Raw genomic sequence first — 23,134 nt, 5'->3', positions numbered from 1 at the left:
CTTCACGGCGCCATCGCCGGTATAACTGCCAATGATCCCCAAAGCACGGCGCTGCTCATATGAATCGTCCTTGAAGAATTGGAGAGTTGATTTTTTATTGTGCCGTGCCCTGAAGTATCTACGCCAGCTCAGATTTCTGGCCTGACGACACCGACTCAGCGACGCGGTCGCGACGTCTTTGCGGACTGGAGGATGCGTTCGCGCTGATGGCGGATTTCGACGAGCTTGCTGCGCATCTCGCGGTGGCGTTTGCTGTTGAGCAGCAGGAGTCCGAGTAATGGAAAAAACAGACCTGCCGCATAGGCGATTCGATTCGGACGATAGCCAATGGTTGGTAATACACACAGCAGACAAGCTACGAACAACCCGACAAACAGCCAGATCCAACCAGGCCTGCCCCGGATGACCATGAAGTTGCTATGGACCAGAACCATTGTGCAAATAGCGATGCCTATGGCGGACAATTTTGCTTGGCTCGCCAACGGAACGCCCGCAAGGAAACCGTCGAGCAGAGCAAAGAGGGCAAACAGAAACGATATTTTCGCCACGAAGATTGCTGCAATGAAGGTTGGAAAGTAGCGCCTCATGAAATCGATGAAATTCGGATGGCTTTTCATCTAGCGTCCTTTCATTTTTTTCCGCTGCCGGGTGGCAGACCTTGTCGCGATACGCTCATTGCGTAACTCCAATAGTTTTTGACGCATCTCTCGATGGCGTTTGCTATTGAGCAATAGCAACCCCAGCAACGGGAACAACAACCCAGTCACATAGGCAACGGGATGCGGTCTATAGCCGTAGGTGGGAAGGACAATGAAGAGGCAAACGAGATAGAACACAACGATGGCCCGAACACCCCACGACCGCCCTCTGATCATGAAGAAATGACTCAACGCCAAGAGCAGAGATAGCACCAGTGCAATCAGAAAAGAATATTTAGCCCGCTCAGGATCGCCTCGAAAATAAGTACTTGAGGCCAATGAAATCGAAGCGGAAACCGCAAAACAGGCTAGAAAAAAAGCGCATATGAAGGTTGGAAAATACTGAGCAAGGAACGCGTTCAATGAATACTTGCGGTCCATCAACTACCCCCCCCGCGCATTAGCTTGATCGGCTCTGCTGCCTGGTCTCACGCTTGATCCGCTGACGTTCGTGGCGGATCTCCAAAAGTCGAGCACGCATTTCCCGGTGACGTTTGCTACTGAGCAGCAACACACCAAGCAAGGGCCAAAACACCCCCTCCGCATAAACAAACTTGTGGGGATCATATTGGATAGTCGGCAAAACGGTTAGCAAGCAAGCAGCAAGTACGGCGACCATGACCCATGCGCACCAAGGTCGCCCTCGAACGATCAAATAGTTGCTGTGCACGATGACCATGGCGATGATAACGGTCGCCGCCCACCCGGAAGTCGCCCTGATATCCACTGGGACAGCTCGAAAATAAGTACTCATCGCTAACGATACCATCGCCGAAGCAGCGAAGCAGCGAAGCAGCCCGCAAAAATGACTCCCATGAAAACAAAAAGGTAACGTACCAGGAAACTACGGATAGTCTGGTTCTGCTCCATTACTCCATCTCCTCATACAAGCCAACCGCAATGGTTTTGACATTGCCAGATATGGCGCTGCCGGCGAACCCCAATGCCGCGCCCAGAGAATCCTGTATCTGAGTAACAGTGCCATGCCTAAGCTGAGTGGGTGTGTAGCGCTGGATCGGCATCAATGACGGCGAACAACCGCGGCAGGTTGATTTGGCTTTCAATGCGGCGGCGGCCAACATCTGGGAGATGCTGTTGTCCATGCCGATGCCGGGTAACGGTGTGCTCAAATGAATCGTCCTTGAGAATCGGAGGGTGAGATTTTATCCACACTGAACCTTGCGCTCGCTGCGCTGTGCCCTGTAGGAACTGCCGAAGGCTGCGATCTTTTGACCTTTTGATCTTTCGCTTGAGATTCAAGTGCCTGGGTAAAGATCGCAGCCTCGCTTCGCTCGACAGCTCCTACACTGCAGGCAGGCCGGACACTTTCTTTGTCTACCCGCCAAGGCCATAGAGCACTAACACCGCGCGAAGCCCGAATTCATCTGCAAAGCAATGCACATAAATGCGGCGCGGACAGCGCGATTCGACTCAGCGCCGCCGGCGCGAGGCCTTGGCGGCCTGGATGATGAGTTCGCGCTGGCGGCGGATTTCTACCAGTTTGCTCCGCATCTCCCGGTGGCGTTTGCTGTTGAGCAATAGCAGACCCAGGAGCGGAAATAATACAGCCATCACATAGATGACTTTGTGTGGGCGCCCCTCAATGGTCGGTAACACGCTCAACAGACATAGAACCAGTACTCCGACCAGTCCCCACACCCACTGTGGCCGTCCCCGCATCACCATGAAATTGCAATGCACCACGACCAAGGTGGCAGCCGTTCCTCCCAATACCGACCAAGTCGCTTGCTCACCGACTGACACCCCAGACAAATAGAACATCACCAGTAAGGGAACAGCACAGCCCACTGAAAACAGCACCGAAAAAACGCCGCCAATAAAGGTAGGTAAGTAACGCGCAAGAAAACGCGGCAAACTCAAATCGTCCATTACTCCTCCAACTCTTCGTACAAGCCGACGGCAATAGTCTTAACATTTCCCGACAAGCTGCTGCCGGTCAGGCCGATTGTCGCCCCTAAGGAGTCTTTGATCTGAGTAACCGTAGCGTGCTTGAGCTGGGTCGGCGTGAAACGTTTGGGCAACTCCCCAGCAAGCTGTTTGAGCTTAAGCATTTTCGGTGTCAGCCGTGGGTCATTGATACTTAGCAATTCTTTGGTCAACTTCGCCCGCTCTTGGCGATTCAGACCACGCAGAATCTCACGCAGACTTTTGCCGGTGGTGGCCTTCGTCACCTTTACCAGTTTTATGGTAGTTAAGGCAGAAGCCCCGACTCCCAATAATGAGGCTGCATCTAGACCGATAGAAGCGTATTGGTACCACTCCTCGCTGTCCAATTTGTCATTGATTTGCGGGTTGGTCACTTCAGCCCCTGTTCGTATAACTCCGATAACGCACTGCGCAGAGCTAGCAACCGCTGCGGTATACCCCAGAGCAACCACGACAGAACTGGCTCCCGCGCTGAAGGGAACCGCAATCGTGCCACTGAGCACGACAATCCAGCCCAACACCGCTCCTGCGCAAGATAGCGTGGTATTGACCGCCTCCCCCACTAATCGCGACTCACGAGGATTGCTCTGTACCTGTTGCGCGAACTGCTCCGGCGCGATGTATTTCTGCGCCTCACGCAAAATGATCCGCTTGGGCTTGATGCTACAGATCGGCTTGAATTCACGCAGGGTCACTACATTGAATTCAGCATCGATGTACACCACACCGGCGCCGACGATACCGGGATCGGCGTCAATGGCAGCAAACAGGCGCGGCAGGTTGAGTTGGCTTTCGATACGGCGACGGGCCATCATCTGAGAGATGCTGTTGTCCATGCCGATGCCGGGTAATGGAGTGCTCATATGAATCGTCCTTGAGAATCGGAGGGTGAGACGTTATCCACACTGAACCTGTGGCGAGGGGATTTAGCGAAACGTCGCACCGCCCCGCTGGGCTGCGAAGCAGCCCTAAATATCTGCCACCTCGGTGGGTCAGGCTGATTGTGCTAAGCCTGTATGGGGCTGCTGCGCAGCCCAGCGGGGCGGTGCGACGTTTCGCTAAATCCCCTCGCCACAAGAGCGATGTGTCCGGCGTTGTTGTGCCTATTGACGGGAATTGGCGGGCGCCACGATAACAAACGGCCAGCACCGCCGCTAGAAAGCAAAACGCCAGCACTTAGGCTGGCGTTTGGCGAGGCGGCTAGGCGATCAGCGCGGCACGACAGGCTTGCGCGCCGGTTTCGGGCCCTTGCCCTTGGCGGCGTCCTTGCGTTCCTTGGCGGCCTGCTGGTTGCGGGCGAATGCCGCGGCCTTGGCCTGCTCGCGCTTGTCCCACGGGTTGCCACCGTCGCTGGCCCGCGGCGGCAGGCCGGTGTGCTGGGTCAGGATCTTGGTGGTTTCCTTGCCTACCTTATGGCTGCCGGCTGGCGTCGAGTTCTTGCGACGGGCGCTCTGGTAGCTGTCGGTGGCCGGCTGGTGCAACGGAATCAATTGGTTCTTGCCCGGCCCGATCAGGTCGGCGCGGCCCATGCGGGTCAGCGCTTCGCGCAGCATCGGCCAACCCTTGGGGTCGTGATAACGCAGGAAGGCCTTGTGCAGGCGGCGCTGCTCCTCGCTCTTGACGATGGTCACCGCGTCGCTCTTGTAGGTGACCTTGCGCAGCGGGTTCTTGCCCGAGTGGTACATGGCGGTGGCCGTGGCCATCGGCGACGGATAGAACGCCTGCACCTGGTCCGCCCGGAAACCGTTGCCCTTGAGCCACAGCGCCAGGTTCATCATGTCTTCGTCGGTGGTGCCCGGGTGGGCGGCGATGAAGTACGGAATCAGGTACTGCTCTTTTCCGGCTTCCTTGGTGTACTTCTCGAACATCCGCTTGAATTTGTCATAGCTGCCGATGCCCGGCTTCATCATCTGGTTGAGCGGGCCTTCCTCGGTGTGCTCCGGAGCGATCTTCAGGTAACCGCCAACGTGGTGGGTCACCAGCTCCTTGACGTATTCCGGCGACTCGACCGCCAGGTCGTAACGCAGGCCGGAGGCGATCAGGATCTTCTTCACCCCAGGCAAGGCCCGGGCGCTGCGGTACAGCTGGATCAGCGAAGAATGGTCAGTGTTCAGGTTCGGGCAGATGCCGGGGAACACACACGACGGCTTGCGGCACGCGGATTCGATTTCCGGGCTCTTGCAGGCGATGCGGTACATGTTCGCGGTCGGACCGCCGAGGTCGGAAATGACCCCGGTGAAACCGGGGACCTTGTCGCGGATCTCTTCGATCTCGCGAATGATCGACTCTTCGGAACGGTTCTGGATGATCCGGCCTTCGTGCTCGGTGATCGAGCAGAAGGTGCAGCCACCGAAGCAGCCACGCATGATGTTCACCGAGAAACGGATCATCTCGTAGGCCGGGATCTTCTCCTTGCCGTACACCGGGTGGGGGACACGTGCGTAAGGCATGCCAAACACGTAGTCCATTTCTTCGGTGGTCATCGGAATGGGCGGCGGGTTGAACCAGACATCGACTTCGCCGTGCTTCTGCACCAGGGCGCGGGCATTGCCTGGGTTGGTTTCCAGGTGAAGCACGCGGTTGGCGTGGGCGTAGAGCACCGCATCGCCACGAACCTTTTCCACCGATGGCAGACGGATCACGGTTTTGTCGCGGGTCATTTTCGGGCTCGCCAGGATCTGCACGACCTTGGCTTCGCTCGGGTCTTCTGCACTTGAAAAAGTCGACCCTTTTTCCTGCTCGATGGCGCAAGCTTGAGTGTCCTGGGTGTTCACATACGGGTTGATGATCTTGTCGATCCTGCCCGGGCGGTCGATGCGCGTGGAGTCGACTTCGTACCAGTCTTTCGGCGTGTCACGACGGATGAACGCCGTGCCGCGCACGTCGGTGATGTCTTCGATCTTGTGGCCGTAGGACAGGCGCTGGGCGACTTCGACAATCGCCCGCTCGGCGTTGCCGTAGAGCAGGATATCGGCGCAGGCGTCGATCAGGATCGAGTTGCGCACCCGGTCCTGCCAGTAATCGTAGTGAGCGATACGCCGCAGCGATGCTTCGATACCGCCAAGCACGATCGGCACATGCTTGTAGGCTTCCTTGCAGCGCTGGCTGTAGACCAGGCTCGCACGGTCCGGCCGTTTGCCCGCCATGCCACCTGGGGTGTAGGCGTCATCGGAGCGAATTTTCTTGTCGGCGGTGTAGCGGTTGATCATCGAGTCCATGTTGCCGGCCGCGACACCGAAAAACAGGTTGGGCTCGCCAAGCTTCATGAAGTCGTCTTTGGACTGCCAGTTCGGCTGGGCAATGATCCCGACGCGAAAGCCCTGGGCTTCCAGCAAACGGCCAATGATCGCCATGCCGAACGACGGGTGATCGACGTAGGCATCACCGGTCACGATGATGATGTCGCACGAATCCCAGCCGAGCTGATCCATCTCCTCCCTGCTCATGGGCAGGAACGGCGCCGGGCCGAAACACTCGGCCCAGTACTTGGGATAGTCAAATAACGGCTTGGCTGCTTGCATGTCGATAACCGGTATAAAAGATGAAAAATCGCGGGCGCGGAATATAGCACAAAAAATAACCAATTCCGACGGCTATGGTCGGAAATTGGTGGTGCACCTTTCGCGAGCAGGCTCGCCCCCACAGAGGAGTGCATTCCAAGGTGGGAGCGAGCTTGCTCCGGGCGGCGTTCCGACGATGAGGCCGGATCAGACGACGAAGAACTTACTCGTCGTCGTCAAAATTGTAGCTACCCGGCGCCAGGTTCTCGAACCGGGTGTATTTACCGATGAACGCCAGGCGGATGAAGCCGATCGGGCCGTTCCGCTGCTTGCCGATGATGATTTCGGCGATGCCCTTGTGCTCCGTCTCGGGGTGATACACCTCGTCGCGGTACACGAACATGATGACGTCGGCGTCCTGCTCGATCGCTCCGGATTCCCGCAAGTCGGAGTTCACCGGACGCTTGTTGGGGCGCTGTTCCAGGGAACGGTTCAACTGGGAAAGCGCCACCACCGGGCAGTTGAATTCCTTGGCCAGGGCCTTGAGGGAACGGGAGATTTCGGAAATCTCGTTGGTCCGGTTGTCGCCGCTGGAACCGGGGATCTGCATCAGTTGCAGGTAGTCGATCATGATCAACCCGACCTCACCGTGCTCACGCACCAGGCGACGGGTCCGGGCGCGCATTTCCGATGGACTGATACCAGCCGTATCGTCGATGAACAGCTTGCGGTCGTTGAGCAGGTTGACCGCCGAGGTGAGGCGCGGCCAGTCGTCGTCTTCCAGTTGGCCGGAACGAACCTTGGTCTGGTCGATACGCCCCAGGGACGAGAGCATACGCATGATCAGCGATTCGCCTGGCATCTCGAGGGAGTACACCAGGACCGCCTTTTCGCTGCGCAGCACGGCGTTTTCCACCAGGTTCATCGCAAAGGTGGTTTTTCCCATGGACGGACGGCCGGCGACAATAATCAGGTCGGACGGCTGCAGGCCGCTGGTCTTCTCGTCGAGGTCGGTGTAGCCGGTGGACAGGCCGGTAATGGCGTTGTCAGTATTGAACAAGGTGTCGATACGGTCGATGGCCTTGGTCAGCAGGTCGTTGACGCTGACCGGGCCGCCGGTTTTCGGGCGGGCTTCGGCGATCTGGAAGATCTGCCGTTCGGCTTCGTCAAGAATCTCGGCGGCGGTGCGGCCTTCGGGGTTGAAAGCGCTGTCGGCGATCTCGGTGCTGATGCCGATCAATTGGCGCAAGGTCGCCCGCTCGCGCACGATCTGCGCGTAAGCCTTGATGTTGGCGACCGACGGCGTGTTTTTCGCCAGTTCGCCCAGGTAACCGAGGCCACCAACCTGAGACGTCTGCCCTTCCTTGTCCAATTGCTCGGCCAGGGTCACGACGTCGATCGGCATGTTCTGATCGGCCAGCTTGGCGATCGCACGGAAAATCAGGCGGTGGTCATGCCGGTAGAAATCGCCATCGGAGACCTGATCGAGCACGCGTTCCCAGGCGTTGTTGTCCAGCATCAGGCCACCGAGCACGGCCTGTTCGGCCTCGATGGAATGCGGAGGCACCTTCAGGGCAGCGGTTTGCAGATCATATTGCTCGGGAGCGGTGATTTCGTTCATGGCCACTTCTGGTTATGAAAATCAGGAATTGCAGAAAGACAAAGGGCACGACCTGTAAACAGGATCGTGCCCGATGTTACCGGCAAGCACCCGAGGGTGCCAGCCGACAGGTGTTGCTTAGGCTGCTACCACGACAACGCGTACGGTGGCTTCAACTTCGGAGTGCAGGTGCACAGCTACGTCGAATTCGCCTACGTTGCGGATGGTGCCGTTCGGCAGACGAACTTCGCTTTTCGCAACTTCAACGCCGGAGGCGGTCAGTGCATCAGCGATGTCGTGAGTACCGATCGAACCGAACAGCTTGCCTTCGTCGCCAGCGGTGGCAGTGATGGTCACTTCCAGCTCAGCCAGTTGGGCAGCACGGCTTTCAGCCGAGGTTTTACGGTCTGCGGCAGCTTTTTCCAGCTCAGCACGACGCTCTTCGAACGCAGCCAGGTTGGCAGCGGTCGCAGCGGTGGCTTTGCCGTAAGGCAGCAGGTAGTTACGGCCGTAACCGGCCTTAACGTTTACTTTGTCACCCAGGTTGCCCAGGTTGGTGACTTTTTCCAGAAGGATCAGTTGCATGTGAAAATCCTCTAACTTTTAACCTTCACCGTTCGCGTTGTCGGCGTCTTTCGGCGCCATACGACCGCGAAAATCAATCAGGCTGTCAACGATGGCCATGACCACGAGTAACGGACCGAGCAAGTGCATGAAAGGCAACAACGTCACGTACATCCCCACCAGCCAGAACGTAGCCAGTCGCTTCTGCGCCACCAGCCCGTGAATCAGGGCCAGGCCGGCGAAGACCAGCGGTACACTGCACAACGGCAACAGGATCAGTGCATGCAGCCCGAAAAACGGAGCAACACACATGACGGCCAGCAGTGACAGCGCCACGCGCTTGGGGAATCGGATGGCGCGAAATTCGCGACCGAAACCACCGGGGTTATACAACGACGCCTGCCAATAGCGCCCAAGAATCAGGCACAGCACGCTAAAGATCTGCAGCGAAGACGCTATCGAGATGATCATCAGCGGAGCGCTCAGGGCGGTGAGAAACGCCTTCTGGTCTGCCGAGAATGTCTCGTAGACCTCACCCATCGCCAGCGGCAGGACGTGTTCGAACGTCTGCGCCAGTGACTCGATGAAGGAACTGAATACAGTTCCCAGGCTCACCGCACACAACAACCCCACGGCCACGCTGCACAGCAGCACGCGATTCCAGGTATGTCCGGCGCGCAGAACCAACGCCAGGCCACAAGCCCCGAGCAACACCAGAAGTGTTGTCGGGTCCTTCAGGAAATACCAGCTCACCAACGCTGACAACAACCCGATACCCAGGACGCTCAAGGCGTCCGAACCGCGCCGCAGGAGCACAAGGCACCCAGCGGCGGCACTCAACCAGAACAACAGCGGCAATGCCGCGGATCCGGCCACAACCAACGTGGCCTGCACGCGTCCCCGCATGATGAAGTCAGCTAAGGCGCGCATGCATTCAATCCCTTACTACTCGTCGACTGCCCGGTCTCAGCGGCCGTGGCTGTCGGTGTAGGCCAGCAGGGCCAGGAAGCGGGCGCGCTTGATAGCGGTGGCCAGCTGACGCTGATAACGAGCTTTGGTACCGGTGATGCGGCTTGGAACGATTTTGCCGGTCTCGGATACGTAGGCTTTCAGAGTGTTGAGATCTTTGTAATCGATCTCTTTCACGTCTTCAGCGGTGAAGCGGCAGAATTTACGACGACGGAAGAAACGTGCCATGTGATTGGCTCCTTAAAAGGTCCGTGGATTACTCGTCAGCGTTATCGCTGTTGTCGCTGTCGCTATCGCTGTCATCGCCATCGGCGCTGTCAGAGTGCTCAGGACGGTCGCGACGCTCACGGCGCTCACTGCGGTTTTCTTCAGCCTTGAGCATCTCGGATTGGCCGGTGACGGCTTCTTCGCGACGGATGACCAGGTTACGGATCACTGCATCGTTGTAGCGGAAGTTGTCTTCCAGCTCGGCCAGGGCCTTGCCAGTGCACTCAACGTTCAGCATCACGTAGTGAGCCTTGTGAACATTGTTGATTGCGTAGGCCAGTTGACGACGGCCCCAATCTTCCAGACGGTGGATTTTGCCGCCGTCTTCTTCGATCAGCTTGGTGTAACGCTCAACCATGCCGCCGACTTGCTCGCTTTGATCCGGGTGGACCAAAAAGATGATTTCGTAATGACGCATGAATGCTCCTTACGGGTTGTAGCCTGCCGCTCAAAAACGGTCAGACAAGGAGTGAATGACACTTATGGACTTGTGGACGCTAGACACATAAGTGCCTGCCATCACAGCAAGGGGCGCAATTGTAGAGAAGGGCCGAGGGAGGCGCAAGGCAATTGGCGATTATTTGAACAACCACTGACGATTGCGAAGCTGAACAATTGTAGGAGCTGCCGAAGGCTGCGATCTTTTGATCTTGATCTTTCGCTTGAGACTCAAGTGTCAGGGACAAGATCGCAGCCTCGTTGAACTCGTCAGCTCCTACAAGGGTATGTCAGGGCTTTTTGGCGACAGCCTTGACGCTGCGCTGGCGCTGCGCTTCGAACAGGCACACGCCCGTGGCCACCGAAACGTTGAGGCTGCTGACGCTGCCGGCCATCGGCAGCTTGACCAGGTAATCGCAGTGTTCGCGGGTCAGGCGGCGCATGCCCTTGCCTTCGGCACCCATGATCAGGATCGTCGGCCCCGTCAGGTCCTGATTGTAAATACTGACCTCGGCCTCGCCCGCCGTGCCGACCACCCACAAGCCGCGCTGCTGGAGTTTTTCCAGGGTGCGTGCCAGGTTGGTCACCGCCACCAGCGGAATCACTTCCGCCGCGCCGCAGGCAACTTTACGCACCACCGGCGTCAAGGTTGCCGACTTGTCTTTAGGCACGATGACCGCCAACGCACCAGCTGCATCCGCCGAACGCAAGCAGGCGCCGAGGTTATGCGGGTCGGTCACGCCGTCCAGCACCAGCAGCAGGGGGGCGCCTTCGCTGCGATCGAGCAGTTCGTCGAGCATCGCCTCGCCCCAGACCTGGCTCGGACTTACGTCCGCCACCACACCCTGGTGAACGCCTTCTACCCACACGTCCATTTCACGACGCTCGGCCTGGCCGATGGCAACCTTGTTTTGAGTGGCCAGCTCGACCAGCGCTTGCACACGCGGCTCGCTGCGACCTTCCGCCAACCACACTTGCTTGACACGCTTAGGGTGGTGACGCAGCAGCGCTTCTACAGCGTGCACGCCGTAGATTTTTTCCAGACTCATGACTTGGCCTTAGGTTTGCGCGACCCGCCGCTTTTCGCAGGGGCCGAACCCGCTTTTGGCGGGCCTTTACGGTGTTTACTTGGCTTGCTCGACGGCTTTTCCGTCCCGTGGGACTTTCCCCCAGGCGCCGCTTTACCACCGCTTTTGGCTTCGTTGAGCAACTGCTGCTTCAACTCGCGACTCTTGCGCAGTTCGGCGTTTTTCGCCGCTGCGTCGCTGGGGCGATAGGCTTCGGGGGCCTTGTCCTTGGCAGGCGAACGGCGACCGGCCGCCTTGGCTGGCTCACGCTCTGCGTTTTTTGCAGGAGCCCCTTTACCCTTGGTCGCAGGCGCTGCGCTCTCGCTGCCACGTTTTTTACGACCAGCCGGCGCTTCGGCGGGCTTGTCAGGCATTCCGAAGTCGATCTTGCGCTCATCGAGATCGACGCGCATGACCTGCACTTCCACGGTGTCGCCCAGGCGGAAGCTGCGACCGGTGCGCTCGCCCGCCAGGCGGTGGTGCACAGGATCAAAGTGGTAGTAATCGCCCGGCAAGGCGGTGACGTGCACCAGGCCCTCGACGTAGATGTCGGTCAGCTCGACAAACAAACCAAAGCCGGTCACAGCAGTGATCACGCCCGGGAACGACTCGCCCACGCGGTCTTTCATGAACTCGCACTTGAGCCAGTTCACCACGTCGCGGGTGGCTTCGTCGGCGCGGCGTTCGCTCATGGAGCACTGCTCGCCCAACTGCTCCAGGGCCGCTTCGTCGTACGGATAGATCCGTGCCTTCGGAATGGTCATGGCACCGGCGCGCTTGACGTGCGGGGTGTTCTGCTTGGAATGGATCACGCTGCGGATCGCGCGGTGCGTGAGCAGGTCCGGGTAGCGGCGGATCGGCGAGGTGAAGTGGGTGTACGCCTCGTAATTCAAACCAAAGTGACCCTGGTTGTCGGCGCTGTACACCGCCTGACTCAGGGAGCGCAGCATCACGGTCTGGATCACATGGTAATCCGGACGATCCTTGATGTTGGCCAGCAGTGCCTGGTAGTCCTTCGGCGTCGGGCCATCCTTGCCTTTGTGCAGGGACAGGCCGAGTTCGCCGAGGAAGGCGCGCAGTTTTTCCAGACGTTCCGGCGGCGGGCCGTCGTGCACGCGGTACAACGCAGGAATCTCGTGCTTCTTGAGGAACTCCGCGGTGGCCACGTTAGCCGCCAGCATGCACTCTTCGATCAGCTTGTGCGCATCGTTACGGGTCGTCGGGGTGATTGCGGCGATCTTGCGCTCGGAACCGAAGACAATCCGGGTTTCCTGGGTCTCAAAATCGATCGCGCCACGCACGTGACGGGCGCCCAGCAGCACCTTGTACAGCGAGTACAGTTGCTTGAGGTGCGGCACCACGCCAGCGTATTCAGTACGCAGGGCCTTGGCCTCACTGGTCTTCGGCGTTTCCAGGATGGTGCTGACCTTGTTGTAAGTCAGGCGCGCCTGGGAGTGGATCACCGCTTCGTAGAACTGGTAGTCGGTCATTTCGCCGGCTTTGGAGATGGTCATCTCGCACACCATGGCCAAACGGTCAACTTTCGGATTCAGCGAGCACAGCCCGTTGGACAGCTGCTCAGGCAGCATCGGGATCACGCGTTCAGGGAAATATACGGAGTTGCCGCGCACCTGGGCTTCGTTATCCAGGGCCGAACCGATCTTCACGTAGCTGGACACGTCGGCAATCGCGACGAACAACTTCCAACCGCCGGAGAACAGGCGCAGCTTGCCAGGCCTTGCTTCGCAATAGACCGCATCATCAAAGTCCCGGGCGTCTTCACCGTCGATAGTGACGAATGGCAGATGGCGCAGGTCGATGCGTTTTTCTTTATCTTTCTCTTCAACTTCCGGCTTGAGCTTGGCGGCTTCCTTGAGCACAGCCTCGGGCCAGACGTGAGGAATGTCGTAGGTGCGCAGCGCGACGTCGATCTCCATGCCCGGCGCCATGTAGTTGCCGACCACTTCAACGATATCGCCCTGTGGCTGGAAGCGCGCCGTTGGCCAGTGGGTGATGTTCACCTCGACGAACTGACCAACCTTGGCAGCGCCATTACGGCCCGGGGTAATCAGCACTTCCTGCTGAACCTTCGGGTTATCCGGCACAACAAAACCGATACCACCTTCTTCGAAGTAACGGCCGACGATGGACTCGTGGGCACGGGACACCACTTCGACGATCACGCCTTCACGACGACCACGGCGATCCAGGCCGGACACGCGGGCCAGGGCCCGGTCACCATCGAACACCAGGCGCATTTGCGCCGGGCTCATGAACAGATCGTCGCTGCCGTCGTCCGGGATCAGGAAACCGAAGCCGTCACGGTGACCGGCAATGCGCCCCAGGATCAGGTCGAGCTTGTCCACCGGCGCATAGGTGCCGCGCCGGGTATAGATCAGTTGAGCGTCGCGCTCCATGGCACGCAGACGGCGGCGCAGGGCTTCGAGCTGGTCCTCGGTGGTCAGACCGAACTCTTCGACCAACTGCTCGCGGCTAGCAGGCGACCCCCGATCGGCGAGATGCGCCAGGATCAGTTCGCGGCTAGGGATAGGGTTTTCATATTTTTCCGCTTCACGAGCGGCCTCGGGATCGAGGGACTGCCAATCGGCCATTAGAGAGTTTTCACCTTGTCTATATGCGGGTTAGTTTGGCATAGGCGTAATGAAACGGGAAATTTCAAGCAGCCGATTGCTTTTCTAAAGTCTTTTGACCTGCCTTTGAAGCCCGGAAAAGCGCCACTCGTGAAATTTAGCGGTTTTTTTCTCAGAAGGGGTTTACAGTTAAAAAGACGCTCCGTATAGTGCGCGCCATCGACGACGCACACACGATGTCGATACTGCCCAGATGGTGAAATTGGTAGACACGCCAGCTTCAGGTGCTGGTGACCGCAAGGTCGTGGAAGTTCGAGTCTTCTTCTGGGCACCAATTTCGAGCAACAGGTCAATGGCCTGTAAGCTCAACAAAAACCCGCGAAAGCGGGTTTTTGCATTTTTGCCCCCTGCAATAGCGTCTGGAAATTACTAAAACAAAAACAGGGGTTTACAGATCAAAACGCGCTCCGTATAGTGCGCCACATCAACAGCGGCTACGCTGAAGATATTGCCCAGATGGTGAAATTGGTAGACACGCCAGCTTCAGGTGCTGGTGACCGCAAGGTCGTGGAAGTTCGAGTCTTCTTCTGGGCACCAATTCAAACTTCGAGGTTACAGCCTTGAAGCTCACAGAAACCCGCGAAAGCGGGTTTTTGCGTTTCTGGCCTCCTTACCCCCTCTCCCGCCAAACACGAGCCGTAGGCACTGCCAAGCACAACGAGGCTGCGATCTTTCTCCAGGCGATTGAATCGCGAGTGAAAGATCAAAAGATCGCAGACGCCTACAAACCTCACCACGAACTTGCTCGCAATGAGGCCTGCCCAGCCGCCTGATCAGGCCCGGAACTGCCCCAGGCTTGCCTTCAACTGCGCCGCCAGGGTGTCGAGCACCTTGCCGCTGGCGGTGGTCTCAACCACGGCCTGAGCCGCTTTCTCGGCCTGAGCATGGATGGTTTCCACCCGCCCACGCACCGCTTGCGCGCCCTGGGCCTGATGAGCCGCGGCCTGAGTCGCCAGGCCGATGGCCGCATGCACCTGCTCTACGGAGGCCTGCACCGACTGCTGCAACCGCGCGCTGTCGCGCAGCACCACCAAGCCTTCGCTGGCCTGGCGCCCGGCCTGGCCGATAGCGGCCACCGCCTCGCGAGCCCCCTGCTGCAAGGCCACGATATGCGCCTGGATATCGCCCGTTGAGCTTTGGGTCTTGCTCGCCAAGGCCCGCACCTCATCCGCCACCACGGCAAACCCACGCCCGGTTTCCCCGGCCCGCGCCGCCTCAATGGCCGCGTTCAAGGCCAACAAGTTAGTCTGCTCGGCAATGCCGTGAATCACCGTCAGTACCACTTCGATCTGCTCGCTCTGCTGCGCCAGCCGCTCGATCACTTTCGCCCCAGTGTCTACCTGCCCGGCCAACGCCTCGATCAAGCCACCGACCTTGGCCGAAGTGCGGGTGTTTTCATCGGTGGCCTGGCGAATCTCCACGACCTGCTGCAAGGCCGCCTGCATCGCCTGGCTTTCCGATTGAGCCTCATCAGCCATTTGCGACAGCGCACGCAGGCTCTCGGCCACTTCATCACGCTGCATCCCGGCAGCCGCATCGGCACCAGAGTTGCGCAAGGTCATCGCACCAATCTCCACACCGGTACGCTGGGCCACATCGCCCGCCTCGCGCACGATGGGTTGCAATTTATCCACAAAGCGATTGACCGCTGACGCCATGTCGCCGATTTCGTCCTTGCTATTGATTTGCACACGCTTGGTCAGGTCACCCTCGCCTGCCGCCAGGTCGTTCATGGCCGCGATCAGCAACTTCAAGCGATTGACCACCCGACGCCCCAGCACCACGGCCAGCAGGACCAGCACACCGAGGCCCACCAACGCCAACCCCAGGCCGATACGCCAGCGCAAAGTGCCTGCCGATTCTTGCACGGTACTGGCGGTGTTGGCCTGCATCTGCGTGGCGGTGACCTGGGCCGACTCCAGGCGACCGCGCATGGCGGTGGCGCTGTCGGCAGCCGCCCCCTTGAGGCTGTCGCCGACCAACTGGTCACCGCTGGCAATCAAGGCCGAGAAGCGCTGGTCAAGCGCCTTCAGGTCAGTTTCAACGGTGGCCGTGGAAACCCCCATCAAGACTTTACCGATCTCGACGCCGTTGGGGCTGATCGAGGCTTCGAGGTAATACACCGACGGGTCATTCTTCGCCGCATCCAGCACTTTGTCCAACGCCCGCTCACCCTTGCCTTTTTCCAGCAGCGCCTTGTTGATCGGGTTTTGCCGATTCAGGTAGCGGGTCAGGTGCTCACCGTTAGCGTCGTCATAAATAACGAACAGTACATTGGGATTGCGCTGGGCCCGGCGGGCGAATTCGGAGAGGGCCGGTATGTCGCTGTCCCACATGGCGCGTGGCGAGACCGAGGCCAGGAGCTGCGCCATATCATTGGCGGAATCCTTGAGCGATTTCTCGAGCGTCGTGCGCAACTGCGCTTGCTCGTCCTTCAGACGCGTCGACAAACCGACGGTGAGGCGCTGACGAGTACTGACAGACAAACTGTCCAGGCTTGAGGTGACCTCACGTCCGGCCTGCTCCAGCTCGCCAGACAATTTCTGACTATCACCCCCCAGCCGGGCCCCTAGTTCGACCTCCAACGCGGTGACCGTGCTTCGGGTCAGCGCGACAGCCACGAGCACTTGCACCAAAAGGGCGATACCCAGGGTAACGAACACAGGCCGCAATAGACGGCTTTGTAACAGTGAGAGAACGGCCGACACAGGGGAATCCCTCTACTAAACGCCATTAAATTGATGGCACTTCAATGAAGTACTTATTGTTAACGATGTGTAGCAAAGGTCGTGCCGTTCGACAGGCAGATACGACAAAGGCCCCGAACGAGGGACCTTTGTGTTTTATATCAACGCGTTATCAGGCGAATGGGTGACGCAGAACGATGGTTTCGTTGCGGTCCGGCCCCGTCGAAATAATGTCGATCGGCGCACCGACCAGCTCTTCGACGCGCTTGATGTAGTTACGGGCCGCCACTGGCAGATCTTCCAGGGTCTTGGCGCCCACGGTCGATTCGGTCCAGCCTGGCATCTGCTCGTACACCGGCTCCAGGCCGATGTAGCTGTCGGCGTCGGTCGGTGCGTCGATGACGGCGCCGTCCTGGTTCTTGTAGCCCACGCAGATGTTGATGGTTTCCAGGCCGTCCAGCACGTCCAGCTTGGTCAGACACAGACCCGAAATACTGTTGACGTCGATGGCGCGACGCAGAATGACAGCATCGAACCAGCCACAACGACGGGCACGGCCGGTGGTAGCGCCGAACTCGTGGCCACGCTTGGCCAGGAAGGCACCGACGTCGTCGAACAGCTCAGTCGGGAACGGCCCCGAACCCACGCGAGTGGTATAGGCCTTGGTGATACCCAGGATGTAGTCCAGATACATCGGGCCGAAACCCGAACCGGTGGCGATGCCGCCGGCGGTGGTGTTGGAACTGGTGACGTACGGGTAGGTACCGTGGTCGATGTCCAGCAGCGAACCCTGAGCACCTTCGAACATGATGTCCTTGCCGGCGCGGCGCAGCTCGTGCAGCTCGGCAGTGACGTCGAGCATCATCGGCTTGAGCAGCTCGGCGTACTCCATGCACTCGTCCAGGGTTTTCTGGAAGTCGATGGCCGGTTCTTTGTAGTAATTGACCAGGACAAAGTTGTGGTAGTCCAGCAACTCGCCCAGTTTGGCGGCGAAACGCTCACGGTGGAACAGGTCACCGATGCGCAAGCCACGACGGGCTACTTTATCTTCATAGGCCGGGCCGATACCGCGACCGGTGGTGCCGATCTTCAGTTCGCCACGGGCCTTTTCACGGGCCTGGTCCAGCGCGACGTGATAGGACAGGATCAGCGGGCAGGACGGGCTGATACGCAGGCGCTCACGCACCGGTACGCCTTTTTCTTCCAGCTTGATGATTTCCCGCAGCAGAGCGTCGGGAGCAACCACCACACCATTGCCGATCAGGCACTGGACGCCTTCGCGCAGCACGCCCGAGGGAATCAGGTGCAGGACGGTTTTTTCACCGTCGATCACCAAGGTGTGACCTGCGTTGTGGCCACCCTGGTAGCGCACTACGGCGGCAGCATGTTCGGTCAGCAGATCAACGATCTTGCCTTTGCCCTCATCACCCCACTGGGTGCCCAGGACTACGACATTCTTACCCATAACACTTGTCCTCATTCGCGCAAACTTGGTGCCGGCCGCAGCCGGCAGGAAAACTCAAGAAGCCAGCGGCAATACTTGCCAAAGCCCGTTCTGCTGAATCAATTGCCGGTCGCAGCCCGCTTCACCGGCGGCGACCAAAGGCTGCCCAGGCAAGGCCTGGACGACACGCTGACCCTCACTGCGCAACTGGCAGACTGCTTGCCAGAGTGCCGCATCCGTACTGTCAGGCATCCAGATACCGCCAGACGGTAGCTCGACTTCAGCACGCCCCAGGGTCACCAGGGTTTTCAAATCGGTAGAGAAACCGGTCGCCGGACGGGCACGACCAAAGTCGGCACCAATGTCGTCATAACGGCCACCCTGGGCGATGGACTGGCCCACACCCGGTACGAACACGGCAAACACGACACCCGTGTGGTAGTGATAACCGCGCAACTCACCCAGGTCGAAATACAGCGGCAACTCGGGGAAGCGCACCGACAGACGCTCGGCAATCGCCAGCAAGTCGTCCAGCGCCGCCAACACAGGCGCCGGCGCGTGGGCCAGGCGCTCACGGGCAGCAGCCAATACTTCACGCCCGCCGCACAGGTTCACCAGCGCCCGCAGCATGCCCGACAGATCGGCCGGCAGGCCCTCGGTCAGGCTGATGACTTCGTCGATGGCCTTGCGTTGCAGGGCATCGAACAGCTGTTGCTCCACTTCGCCGGACAAACCGGCCGCACGGGCCAAGCCGCGATAGATGCCAACATGCCCCAGATCCATGTGGACATCCGGCACGTCAGCCAGTTGCAGCATGGCCAACATCAAGCTGATGACTTCTACATCGCTGCTCGGGCTGGCATCGCCATACAACTCGGCACCCAACTGGATCGGGCTGCGCGAAGAGGACAAGGCACGCGGCTGGGCATGCAACACACTGCCGGCGTAGCACAGGCGGCTCGGACCTTCACGGCGCAGGGTGTGGGCGTCGATGCGTGCCACTTGCGGCGTGATGTCGGCACGAAAGCCCATCTGCCGGCCCGACTGCGGGTCGATCACCTTGAAGGTGCGCAGATCCAGGTCCTGGCCCGCGCCCGTGAGCAGAGATTCCAGGTACTCGATATGCGGGGTAACGACGAACTCGTAACCCCAACTCTGGAACAGATCCAACACCTGCCGACGCGCTACTTCGATACGCGCAGCCTCCGGTGGCAGTACTTCTTCGATGCCATCTGGCAGCAGCCAGCGATCTACCGTTGCCATTACGCCATTCCCCTATGGTCCGGGCGGCCAGCTTTCGGGCTGGCCTTGAGTGAAGCAGAAAATGCCTGCGCCAGGCGCGCATCATGGGCAAAAAACGCGCAAGAGCGACGTGACGAATGGCCCGCAATCGGCCTCGCCCAGCACTTCCCTCGAAAAACCTGTCGAGTCGTTCAACCCGACGCCTGCACCTATGAACCGCAATCGAACGTGCAGACGCAAAAAAGCCGGGAATTTCCCGGCTGCCGCATCATACACACGTTTTCCCAAAGGATCACCCCGCCCGACGCTTTAGGCGCCGGGCGGAGCGTCTCAGGTCAACGTCGCATCAAGGCTTGGACTTTTCCAGGTAGTGGAAGAAGTCGCTGCTTGGGTCCAGGACCAGAACGTCAGATTTGCTCGCGAAGCTTTCACGGTAAGCACGCAGGCTACGGTAGAACGCGTAGAACTCCTGATCCTGACCATAAGCCTTGGAGTAGATCGAAGCGGCCTCGGCATCACCATCACCACGGACCTCTTCCGATTCACGATAGGCTTCGGCCAGCAGCACACGGCGTTGACGATCGGCGTCGGCACGGATGCCCTCGGCCAGCTCGTTACCCTTGGCGCGGTGCTCGCGGGCTTCACGCTCACGCTCGGTGCTCATCCGCTCGAACACGCTGCGGTTCACTTCCTTCGGCAGGTCGATGGCCTTGACCCGGACATCGACCACTTCGATACCCAGCTCCTTTTCCGCCATCGCATTCAGCGAACGGGTGATGTCGGCCATAAGCGCATCACGCTCACCGGACACGACTTCATGCAGCGTACGCTTACCGAACTGGTCACGCAGGCCCGACTCCAGACGACGGGACAAACGCTCGTCGGCGATCTGCTTGAGACCGGAGGTCGCGGTGTAGAAGCGCTCTGCGTCCTTCACCCGCCACTTGGCGTAGGCGTCTACCATCACGGCTTTCTTTTCCAGCGTCAGGAAGCGTTGCGTCGGTGCATCCAGCGTCATCAGGCGACCGTCGAACTTACGCACCTTGTTGACGTACGGCACTTTCACATGCAGCCCTGGCTGGACATCAGCCTGGACCACGCGACCAAACTGCAGCAACACCGCACGCTCGGTCTGAGCCACGATGTAGAAGCAGTTCCAGGCAGCGATCGCCACGACGACACCGACAATAAGGGCGATCAGCGATTTATTGCTCATCAGCGACTCTCCCTGGTACGTGCTTGCTGTTGCTGCAGGTCCGCCGCCGCACGGGCATTGGCTTCATTGCTGGCGGCTGCCGAGCTGCTCGCAGGCTTGCTGGTGCTGCGCCCGCTCTCCACCATCTTGTCCAGCGGCAGGTACAGCAGATTGCTCTGGCCGTTCTTGTTGCCGGTCACGAGGACCTTGCTGGTGTTGCTGAAGACTTCCTGCATGGTGTCCAGGTACAGGCGCTCGCGGGTGACTTCTGGAGCCTTGCGATACTCGGCTACCAGCTTGGTGAAGCGGTCAGCCTCACCCTTGGCACGGGAGACCACCTCGTCACGGTAACCATTGGCATCCTCGATGATGCGCTGGGCCTGACCACGGGCTTCCGGCACAACTCCGTTTGCATAGGTTTCGGCCTGGTTACGCGAACGCTGCTCGTCTTCACGGGCCCGGATCACGTCGTCGAAGGCTTCCTGGACCTCACGCGGGGCTGCCGCGCTCTGGACGTTGACCTGGGTGACGGCGATACCCGTGCGGTAGGTATCGAGGAACCGCTGCAGGCGCTCCTTGATTTCGCTGGCCATCAGCTCACGACCTTCGGTCAGCACCTGGTCCATGGCAGTGGAACCCACCACATGGCGCAAGGCACTTTCGGTCGCGTGCTGCAGGCTGATTTCCGGCTGGTCGACGTTCAGCACGAAGTCCTGCAGGTTGGTGATCTTGTATTGCACGGTCAGCGGCACTTCGACGATGTTCTCGTCTTCGGTCAGCATCTGGCCCTGCTTGGTGTACGCCCGCTCACGCGTGACGTTTTCCAGGTACTTCTGGTCGATCGGCGGGAAATAGATATTCAGGCCCGGCCCAACCGTCTCGTAGTACTTGCCGAAGCGAAGCACCACGGCCTGCTCCTGCTCGTCCACGACATAGACCGCGCTGTACAACCAGACAGCCGCCAGCACGACCAGACCGATGCCGAGCAGGCCGAAACCGCCGCCCTTGCCCGGACGACCGCCACCATCGTCACCGCGTTTTTTACCACCACCGAACAAACCGTTCAGGCTTTCCTGCAGCTTTCGGAAGGCCTCGTCGAGATCCGGCGGCCCCTTGCGGTCGCCGTTGTTACGACGCTTGCCACCCCAAGGATCCTGATTATTCGAGTTGCCACCCGGCTCATTCCAAGCCATAGCGCTCTCCATCTGATAAAGCAAAGACGCACCCACGGCGCGCCGACCAATGCTACAGAATGCCTGACACAGCTTTCTCAGGCTTTTATTGCAAAGTGTGTTGTTCGATGAACTCCATCGGCCGCAGCCCTTCCCGGCTGACCAGCCGGTTGAGCTCCGACCGAGGCAGGCGAACAGCCAATAGGCAGACGCCTTCGTCGTCGTGTTCTTCTTTTTGCACCGCCCCCAGCTCGAAAAACTGCGCACGCAACCGGGCGAAACGTTGCGGCAACTTCAAGGTGCCGACAAACAGATCGTTGCCCAACAGCTCGGCCACAGCCTGCTTGAGCAGGTCGAGGCCGGTGCCATCACGGGCCGACAGCCAGACCCGTTGCGGTTTGCCGTCGGCATCGCGCTGGATCTGCGGCTCCACGCCTTCGAGCAAATCGAGTTTGTTGTATACCTCGAGGATCGGCAAGTCCTGGGCCCCGATCTCGCCCAGCACCACCATCACCTGCTCGATCTGCAGCATCCGGTCAGGTTCGGCGGCATCGATCACGTGCAGCAGCAGATCGGAATTGCTCGACTCTTCGAGCGTAGCTCGAAAAGCCTCGACCAGCTTATGCGGCAGGTGACGGATGAAGCCCACGGTGTCGGCCAGCACGATCGGCCCGAGGTCGTCCAGGTCGAGCCGGCGCAGGGTCGGGTCGAGCGTGGCGAACAACTGGTCGGCGGCATAGACGTCGGATTGGGTGACGTTATTGAACAGGGTCGATTTGCCGGCGTTGGTATAACCGACCAATGAAACCGTCGGGATGTCCGCGCGCTTGCGGCCGCGTCGCGACTGCTCGCGCTGGCTGCGGACCTTTTCCAGCCGCCCCTTGATCTGACGCAGGCGCACCCGCAACAGGCGCCGGTCGGTTTCCAGCTGGGTTTCACCCGGGCCGCGCAGGCCGATACCGCCTTTCTGCCGCTCAAGGTGAGTCCAGCCGCGAACCAGCCGCGTACTCATGTGCTCAAGCTGGGCCAGTTCGACCTGGAGCTTGCCTTCATGGGTACGGGCGCGCTGGGCGAAAATATCGAGAATCAGCCCCGTACGGTCGATCACGCGACACTCGAAGACACGTTCGAGGTTACGCTCCTGACTGGGCGTGAGGATGTGATTGAAAATCACCAGATCGACCTGTTCGGCCTTGACCAGGTCGCGCAACTCCTCGACCTTGCCACTGCCGATCAGGAACTTGGCGGTTGGCCGATGACGCGGCACGTTGAAAAACGCGACGGTCTCGGCGCCAGCCGAAAGTGCCAATTCCTGAAACTCCTGCGGATCTTCGCGCGCCTCAGGGTCCTGTCCATCCAAGTGAACGAGAATGGCCCGTTCACCACCACCGTGGCGCTCAAAGAACAAAGGAGGCTCCTATCAGGCGTTACCCGGTTCAGCGTCACCGCCTTCGGATTCGGTTGCGCTAGGCAGACGAATTGGACGAACTGGCACGACTGTCGAGATCGCGTGCTTGTAGACCATCTGGCTGACGGTGTTTTTCAGAAGGATGACGAACTGGTCGAAAGACTCGATCGTGCCTTGCAGTTTGATCCCGTTGACCAGATAGATGGACACCCCAACTTTTTCTTTACGTAAAGTGTTCAAGTAAGGGTCTTGTAGCGAATGCCCTTTTGACATGTGCCGCACTCC

19 protein-coding genes, 2 tRNA genes and 3 pseudogenes are annotated in these 23,134 nt (G+C 59.4%); 2 read left to right on the top strand and 22 right to left on the bottom strand.

Features of this window, described 5'->3' with window-relative positions:
- Positions 1-155: 155 nt before the first annotated feature.
- The 14 genes and pseudogenes from AACY42_RS07925 to rnr all read right to left on the bottom strand — a co-directional run bounded on the left by AACY42_RS07925 (position 156) and on the right by rnr (position 13,662).
- Complete coding sequence (locus tag AACY42_RS07925) at positions 156-617, bottom strand: hypothetical protein (RefSeq protein ID WP_207965179.1); 462 nt, start codon at positions 615-617, stop codon at positions 156-158.
- Complete coding sequence (locus AACY42_RS07920; RefSeq protein WP_339478385.1) at positions 618-1,079, bottom strand: hypothetical protein; 462 nt, start codon at positions 1,077-1,079, stop codon at positions 618-620.
- Positions 1,080-1,567: 488 nt separating this feature from the next.
- A pseudogene (locus AACY42_RS07915) lies at positions 1,568-1,711 on the bottom strand (NAD synthetase); the annotation flags it as partial.
- Positions 1,704-1,828 (bottom strand): annotated as a pseudogene (locus AACY42_RS28580) (NAD synthetase); the annotation flags it as partial. The pseudogenes AACY42_RS28580 and AACY42_RS07915, both read right to left, overlap by 8 nt.
- Before the next feature lie 301 nt (positions 1,829-2,129).
- The gene (locus AACY42_RS07910; protein WP_339478384.1) at positions 2,130-2,588 is read right to left on the bottom strand and encodes a hypothetical protein; all 459 of its coding nucleotides are present in this window, start codon (positions 2,586-2,588) and stop codon (positions 2,130-2,132) included.
- Positions 2,588-3,508 carry an NAD synthetase gene (locus AACY42_RS07905; RefSeq protein WP_339478383.1) on the bottom strand — a complete coding sequence of 307 codons (921 nt, stop codon included), beginning with the start codon at positions 3,506-3,508 and terminating at the stop codon, positions 2,588-2,590. The genes AACY42_RS07910 and AACY42_RS07905 overlap by 1 nt, the downstream gene beginning before the upstream one ends.
- Before the next feature lie 345 nt (positions 3,509-3,853).
- Positions 3,854-6,166, bottom strand: coding sequence for a YgiQ family radical SAM protein (locus tag AACY42_RS07900; RefSeq protein WP_339478381.1), 2,313 nt, complete (start codon positions 6,164-6,166; stop codon positions 3,854-3,856).
- A gap of 202 nt (positions 6,167-6,368) precedes the next feature.
- A complete protein-coding gene (gene dnaB, locus AACY42_RS07895; RefSeq protein WP_014336312.1) occupies positions 6,369-7,766 on the bottom strand; it encodes a replicative DNA helicase in 1,398 nt (465 codons plus the stop codon).
- A 117-nt stretch (positions 7,767-7,883) separates the two neighbouring features.
- Positions 7,884-8,330, bottom strand: a complete 447-nt coding sequence (rplI, locus tag AACY42_RS07890; protein ID WP_339478379.1) for a 50S ribosomal protein L9 — start codon at positions 8,328-8,330, stop codon at positions 7,884-7,886.
- A gap of 18 nt (positions 8,331-8,348) precedes the next feature.
- A complete protein-coding gene (locus AACY42_RS07885) occupies positions 8,349-9,239 on the bottom strand; it encodes a hypothetical protein (protein ID WP_339478377.1) in 891 nt (296 codons plus the stop codon).
- 36 nt (positions 9,240-9,275) lie between these two features.
- The gene (gene rpsR, locus AACY42_RS07880) at positions 9,276-9,506 is read right to left on the bottom strand and encodes a 30S ribosomal protein S18 (RefSeq protein ID WP_002551829.1); all 231 of its coding nucleotides are present in this window, start codon (positions 9,504-9,506) and stop codon (positions 9,276-9,278) included.
- Between the two features lie 28 nt (positions 9,507-9,534).
- Entirely contained in the window at positions 9,535-9,963 is a 429-nt protein-coding gene (gene rpsF / locus AACY42_RS07875) for a 30S ribosomal protein S6 (protein WP_003186395.1), read from the bottom strand.
- A 310-nt stretch (positions 9,964-10,273) separates the two neighbouring features.
- Positions 10,274-11,032 (bottom strand): 23S rRNA (guanosine(2251)-2'-O)-methyltransferase RlmB, encoded by a 759-nt coding sequence (gene rlmB / locus AACY42_RS07870; RefSeq protein WP_339478373.1) that lies wholly within the window; start codon positions 11,030-11,032, stop codon positions 10,274-10,276.
- Positions 11,029-13,662, bottom strand: a complete 2,634-nt coding sequence (gene rnr, locus AACY42_RS07865; protein WP_339478371.1) for a ribonuclease R — start codon at positions 13,660-13,662, stop codon at positions 11,029-11,031. The genes rlmB and rnr overlap by 4 nt, the downstream gene beginning before the upstream one ends.
- A 226-nt stretch (positions 13,663-13,888) precedes the next feature.
- Between rnr and AACY42_RS07860 the strand changes: the two genes are divergently transcribed.
- Both AACY42_RS07860 and AACY42_RS07855 read left to right on the top strand, forming a co-directional pair.
- Positions 13,889-13,975 (top strand) — tRNA-Leu (locus tag AACY42_RS07860).
- 176 nt (positions 13,976-14,151) lie between these two features.
- Positions 14,152-14,238: transfer RNA gene (locus AACY42_RS07855), tRNA-Leu, on the top strand.
- 236 nt (positions 14,239-14,474) lie between these two features.
- On the opposite strand, the gene AACY42_RS28575 is transcribed toward AACY42_RS07855, so the two are convergent.
- The 8 genes and pseudogenes from AACY42_RS28575 to hfq form a co-directional block, all read right to left on the bottom strand.
- A complete protein-coding gene (locus tag AACY42_RS28575; RefSeq protein ID WP_445261739.1) occupies positions 14,475-15,224 on the bottom strand; it encodes a methyl-accepting chemotaxis protein in 750 nt (249 codons plus the stop codon).
- A gap of 108 nt (positions 15,225-15,332) precedes the next feature.
- A pseudogene (locus AACY42_RS28570) lies at positions 15,333-15,593 on the bottom strand (HAMP domain-containing protein); the annotation flags it as partial.
- Between the two features lie 967 nt (positions 15,594-16,560).
- Positions 16,561-17,853 carry an adenylosuccinate synthase gene (locus AACY42_RS07845; protein WP_339478367.1) on the bottom strand — a complete coding sequence of 431 codons (1,293 nt, stop codon included), beginning with the start codon at positions 17,851-17,853 and terminating at the stop codon, positions 16,561-16,563.
- Between the two features lie 54 nt (positions 17,854-17,907).
- A complete protein-coding gene (locus AACY42_RS07840) occupies positions 17,908-19,095 on the bottom strand; it encodes an ATP phosphoribosyltransferase regulatory subunit (RefSeq protein ID WP_339478366.1) in 1,188 nt (395 codons plus the stop codon).
- Between the two features lie 325 nt (positions 19,096-19,420).
- Entirely contained in the window at positions 19,421-20,290 is an 870-nt protein-coding gene (hflC, locus tag AACY42_RS07835) for a protease modulator HflC (RefSeq protein WP_339478365.1), read from the bottom strand.
- Positions 20,290-21,462, bottom strand: a complete 1,173-nt coding sequence (hflK, locus tag AACY42_RS07830) for an FtsH protease activity modulator HflK (RefSeq protein WP_339478363.1) — start codon at positions 21,460-21,462, stop codon at positions 20,290-20,292. The genes hflC and hflK overlap by 1 nt, the downstream gene beginning before the upstream one ends.
- Positions 21,463-21,547: 85 nt before the next feature.
- Positions 21,548-22,849, bottom strand: coding sequence for a ribosome rescue GTPase HflX (gene hflX / locus AACY42_RS07825; protein ID WP_339478361.1), 1,302 nt, complete (start codon positions 22,847-22,849; stop codon positions 21,548-21,550).
- A 12-nt stretch (positions 22,850-22,861) separates the two neighbouring features.
- Positions 22,862-23,122: an RNA chaperone Hfq gene (hfq, locus tag AACY42_RS07820; protein WP_003186419.1), complete on the bottom strand. Its 261-nt coding sequence runs from the start codon at positions 23,120-23,122 to the stop codon at positions 22,862-22,864.
- Positions 23,123-23,134 lie beyond the last annotated feature (12 nt).

It is taken from the genome of Pseudomonas sp. RL_5y_Pfl2_73, from assembly GCF_963970515.1.
Classification (GTDB): Bacteria; Pseudomonadota; Gammaproteobacteria; order Pseudomonadales; family Pseudomonadaceae; genus Aquipseudomonas.
The sequence above is the reverse complement of the archived record's forward strand: the minus strand, read 5'-3'. Positions and strand labels throughout refer to the sequence as shown.

What these genes read in the sequence shown, in the direction of transcription:
- AACY42_RS07925 (WP_207965179.1), bottom strand. Translation starts at nt 617, where the DNA reads ATGAAAAGCCATCCGAATTTCATCGATTTCATGAGGCGCTACTTTCCA.
- AACY42_RS07920 (WP_339478385.1), bottom strand. Translation starts at nt 1,079, where the DNA reads ATGGACCGCAAGTATTCATTGAACGCGTTCCTTGCTCAGTATTTTCCA.
- AACY42_RS07910 (WP_339478384.1), bottom strand. Translation starts at nt 2,588, where the DNA reads ATGGACGATTTGAGTTTGCCGCGTTTTCTTGCGCGTTACTTACCTACC.
- AACY42_RS07905 (WP_339478383.1), bottom strand. Translation starts at nt 3,508, where the DNA reads ATGAGCACTCCATTACCCGGCATCGGCATGGACAACAGCATCTCTCAG.
- AACY42_RS07900 (WP_339478381.1), bottom strand. Translation starts at nt 6,166, where the DNA reads ATGCAAGCAGCCAAGCCGTTATTTGACTATCCCAAGTACTGGGCCGAG.
- dnaB (WP_014336312.1), bottom strand. Translation starts at nt 7,766, where the DNA reads ATGAACGAAATCACCGCTCCCGAGCAATATGATCTGCAAACCGCTGCC.
- rplI (WP_339478379.1), bottom strand. Translation starts at nt 8,330, where the DNA reads ATGCAACTGATCCTTCTGGAAAAAGTCACCAACCTGGGCAACCTGGGT.
- AACY42_RS07885 (WP_339478377.1), bottom strand. Translation starts at nt 9,239, where the DNA reads ATGCGCGCCTTAGCTGACTTCATCATGCGGGGACGCGTGCAGGCCACG.
- rpsR (WP_002551829.1), bottom strand. Translation starts at nt 9,506, where the DNA reads ATGGCACGTTTCTTCCGTCGTCGTAAATTCTGCCGCTTCACCGCTGAA.
- rpsF (WP_003186395.1), bottom strand. Translation starts at nt 9,963, where the DNA reads ATGCGTCATTACGAAATCATCTTTTTGGTCCACCCGGATCAAAGCGAG.
- rlmB (WP_339478373.1), bottom strand. Translation starts at nt 11,032, where the DNA reads ATGAGTCTGGAAAAAATCTACGGCGTGCACGCTGTAGAAGCGCTGCTG.
- rnr (WP_339478371.1), bottom strand. Translation starts at nt 13,662, where the DNA reads ATGGCCGATTGGCAGTCCCTCGATCCCGAGGCCGCTCGTGAAGCGGAA.
- AACY42_RS28575 (WP_445261739.1), bottom strand. Translation starts at nt 15,224, where the DNA reads ATGCAGCGTGATGAAGTGGCCGAGAGCCTGCGTGCGCTGTCGCAAATG.
- AACY42_RS07845 (WP_339478367.1), bottom strand. Translation starts at nt 17,853, where the DNA reads ATGGGTAAGAATGTCGTAGTCCTGGGCACCCAGTGGGGTGATGAGGGC.
- AACY42_RS07840 (WP_339478366.1), bottom strand. Translation starts at nt 19,095, where the DNA reads ATGGCAACGGTAGATCGCTGGCTGCTGCCAGATGGCATCGAAGAAGTA.
- hflC (WP_339478365.1), bottom strand. Translation starts at nt 20,290, where the DNA reads ATGAGCAATAAATCGCTGATCGCCCTTATTGTCGGTGTCGTCGTGGCG.
- hflK (WP_339478363.1), bottom strand. Translation starts at nt 21,462, where the DNA reads ATGGCTTGGAATGAGCCGGGTGGCAACTCGAATAATCAGGATCCTTGG.
- hfq (WP_003186419.1), bottom strand. Translation starts at nt 23,122, where the DNA reads ATGTCAAAAGGGCATTCGCTACAAGACCCTTACTTGAACACTTTACGT.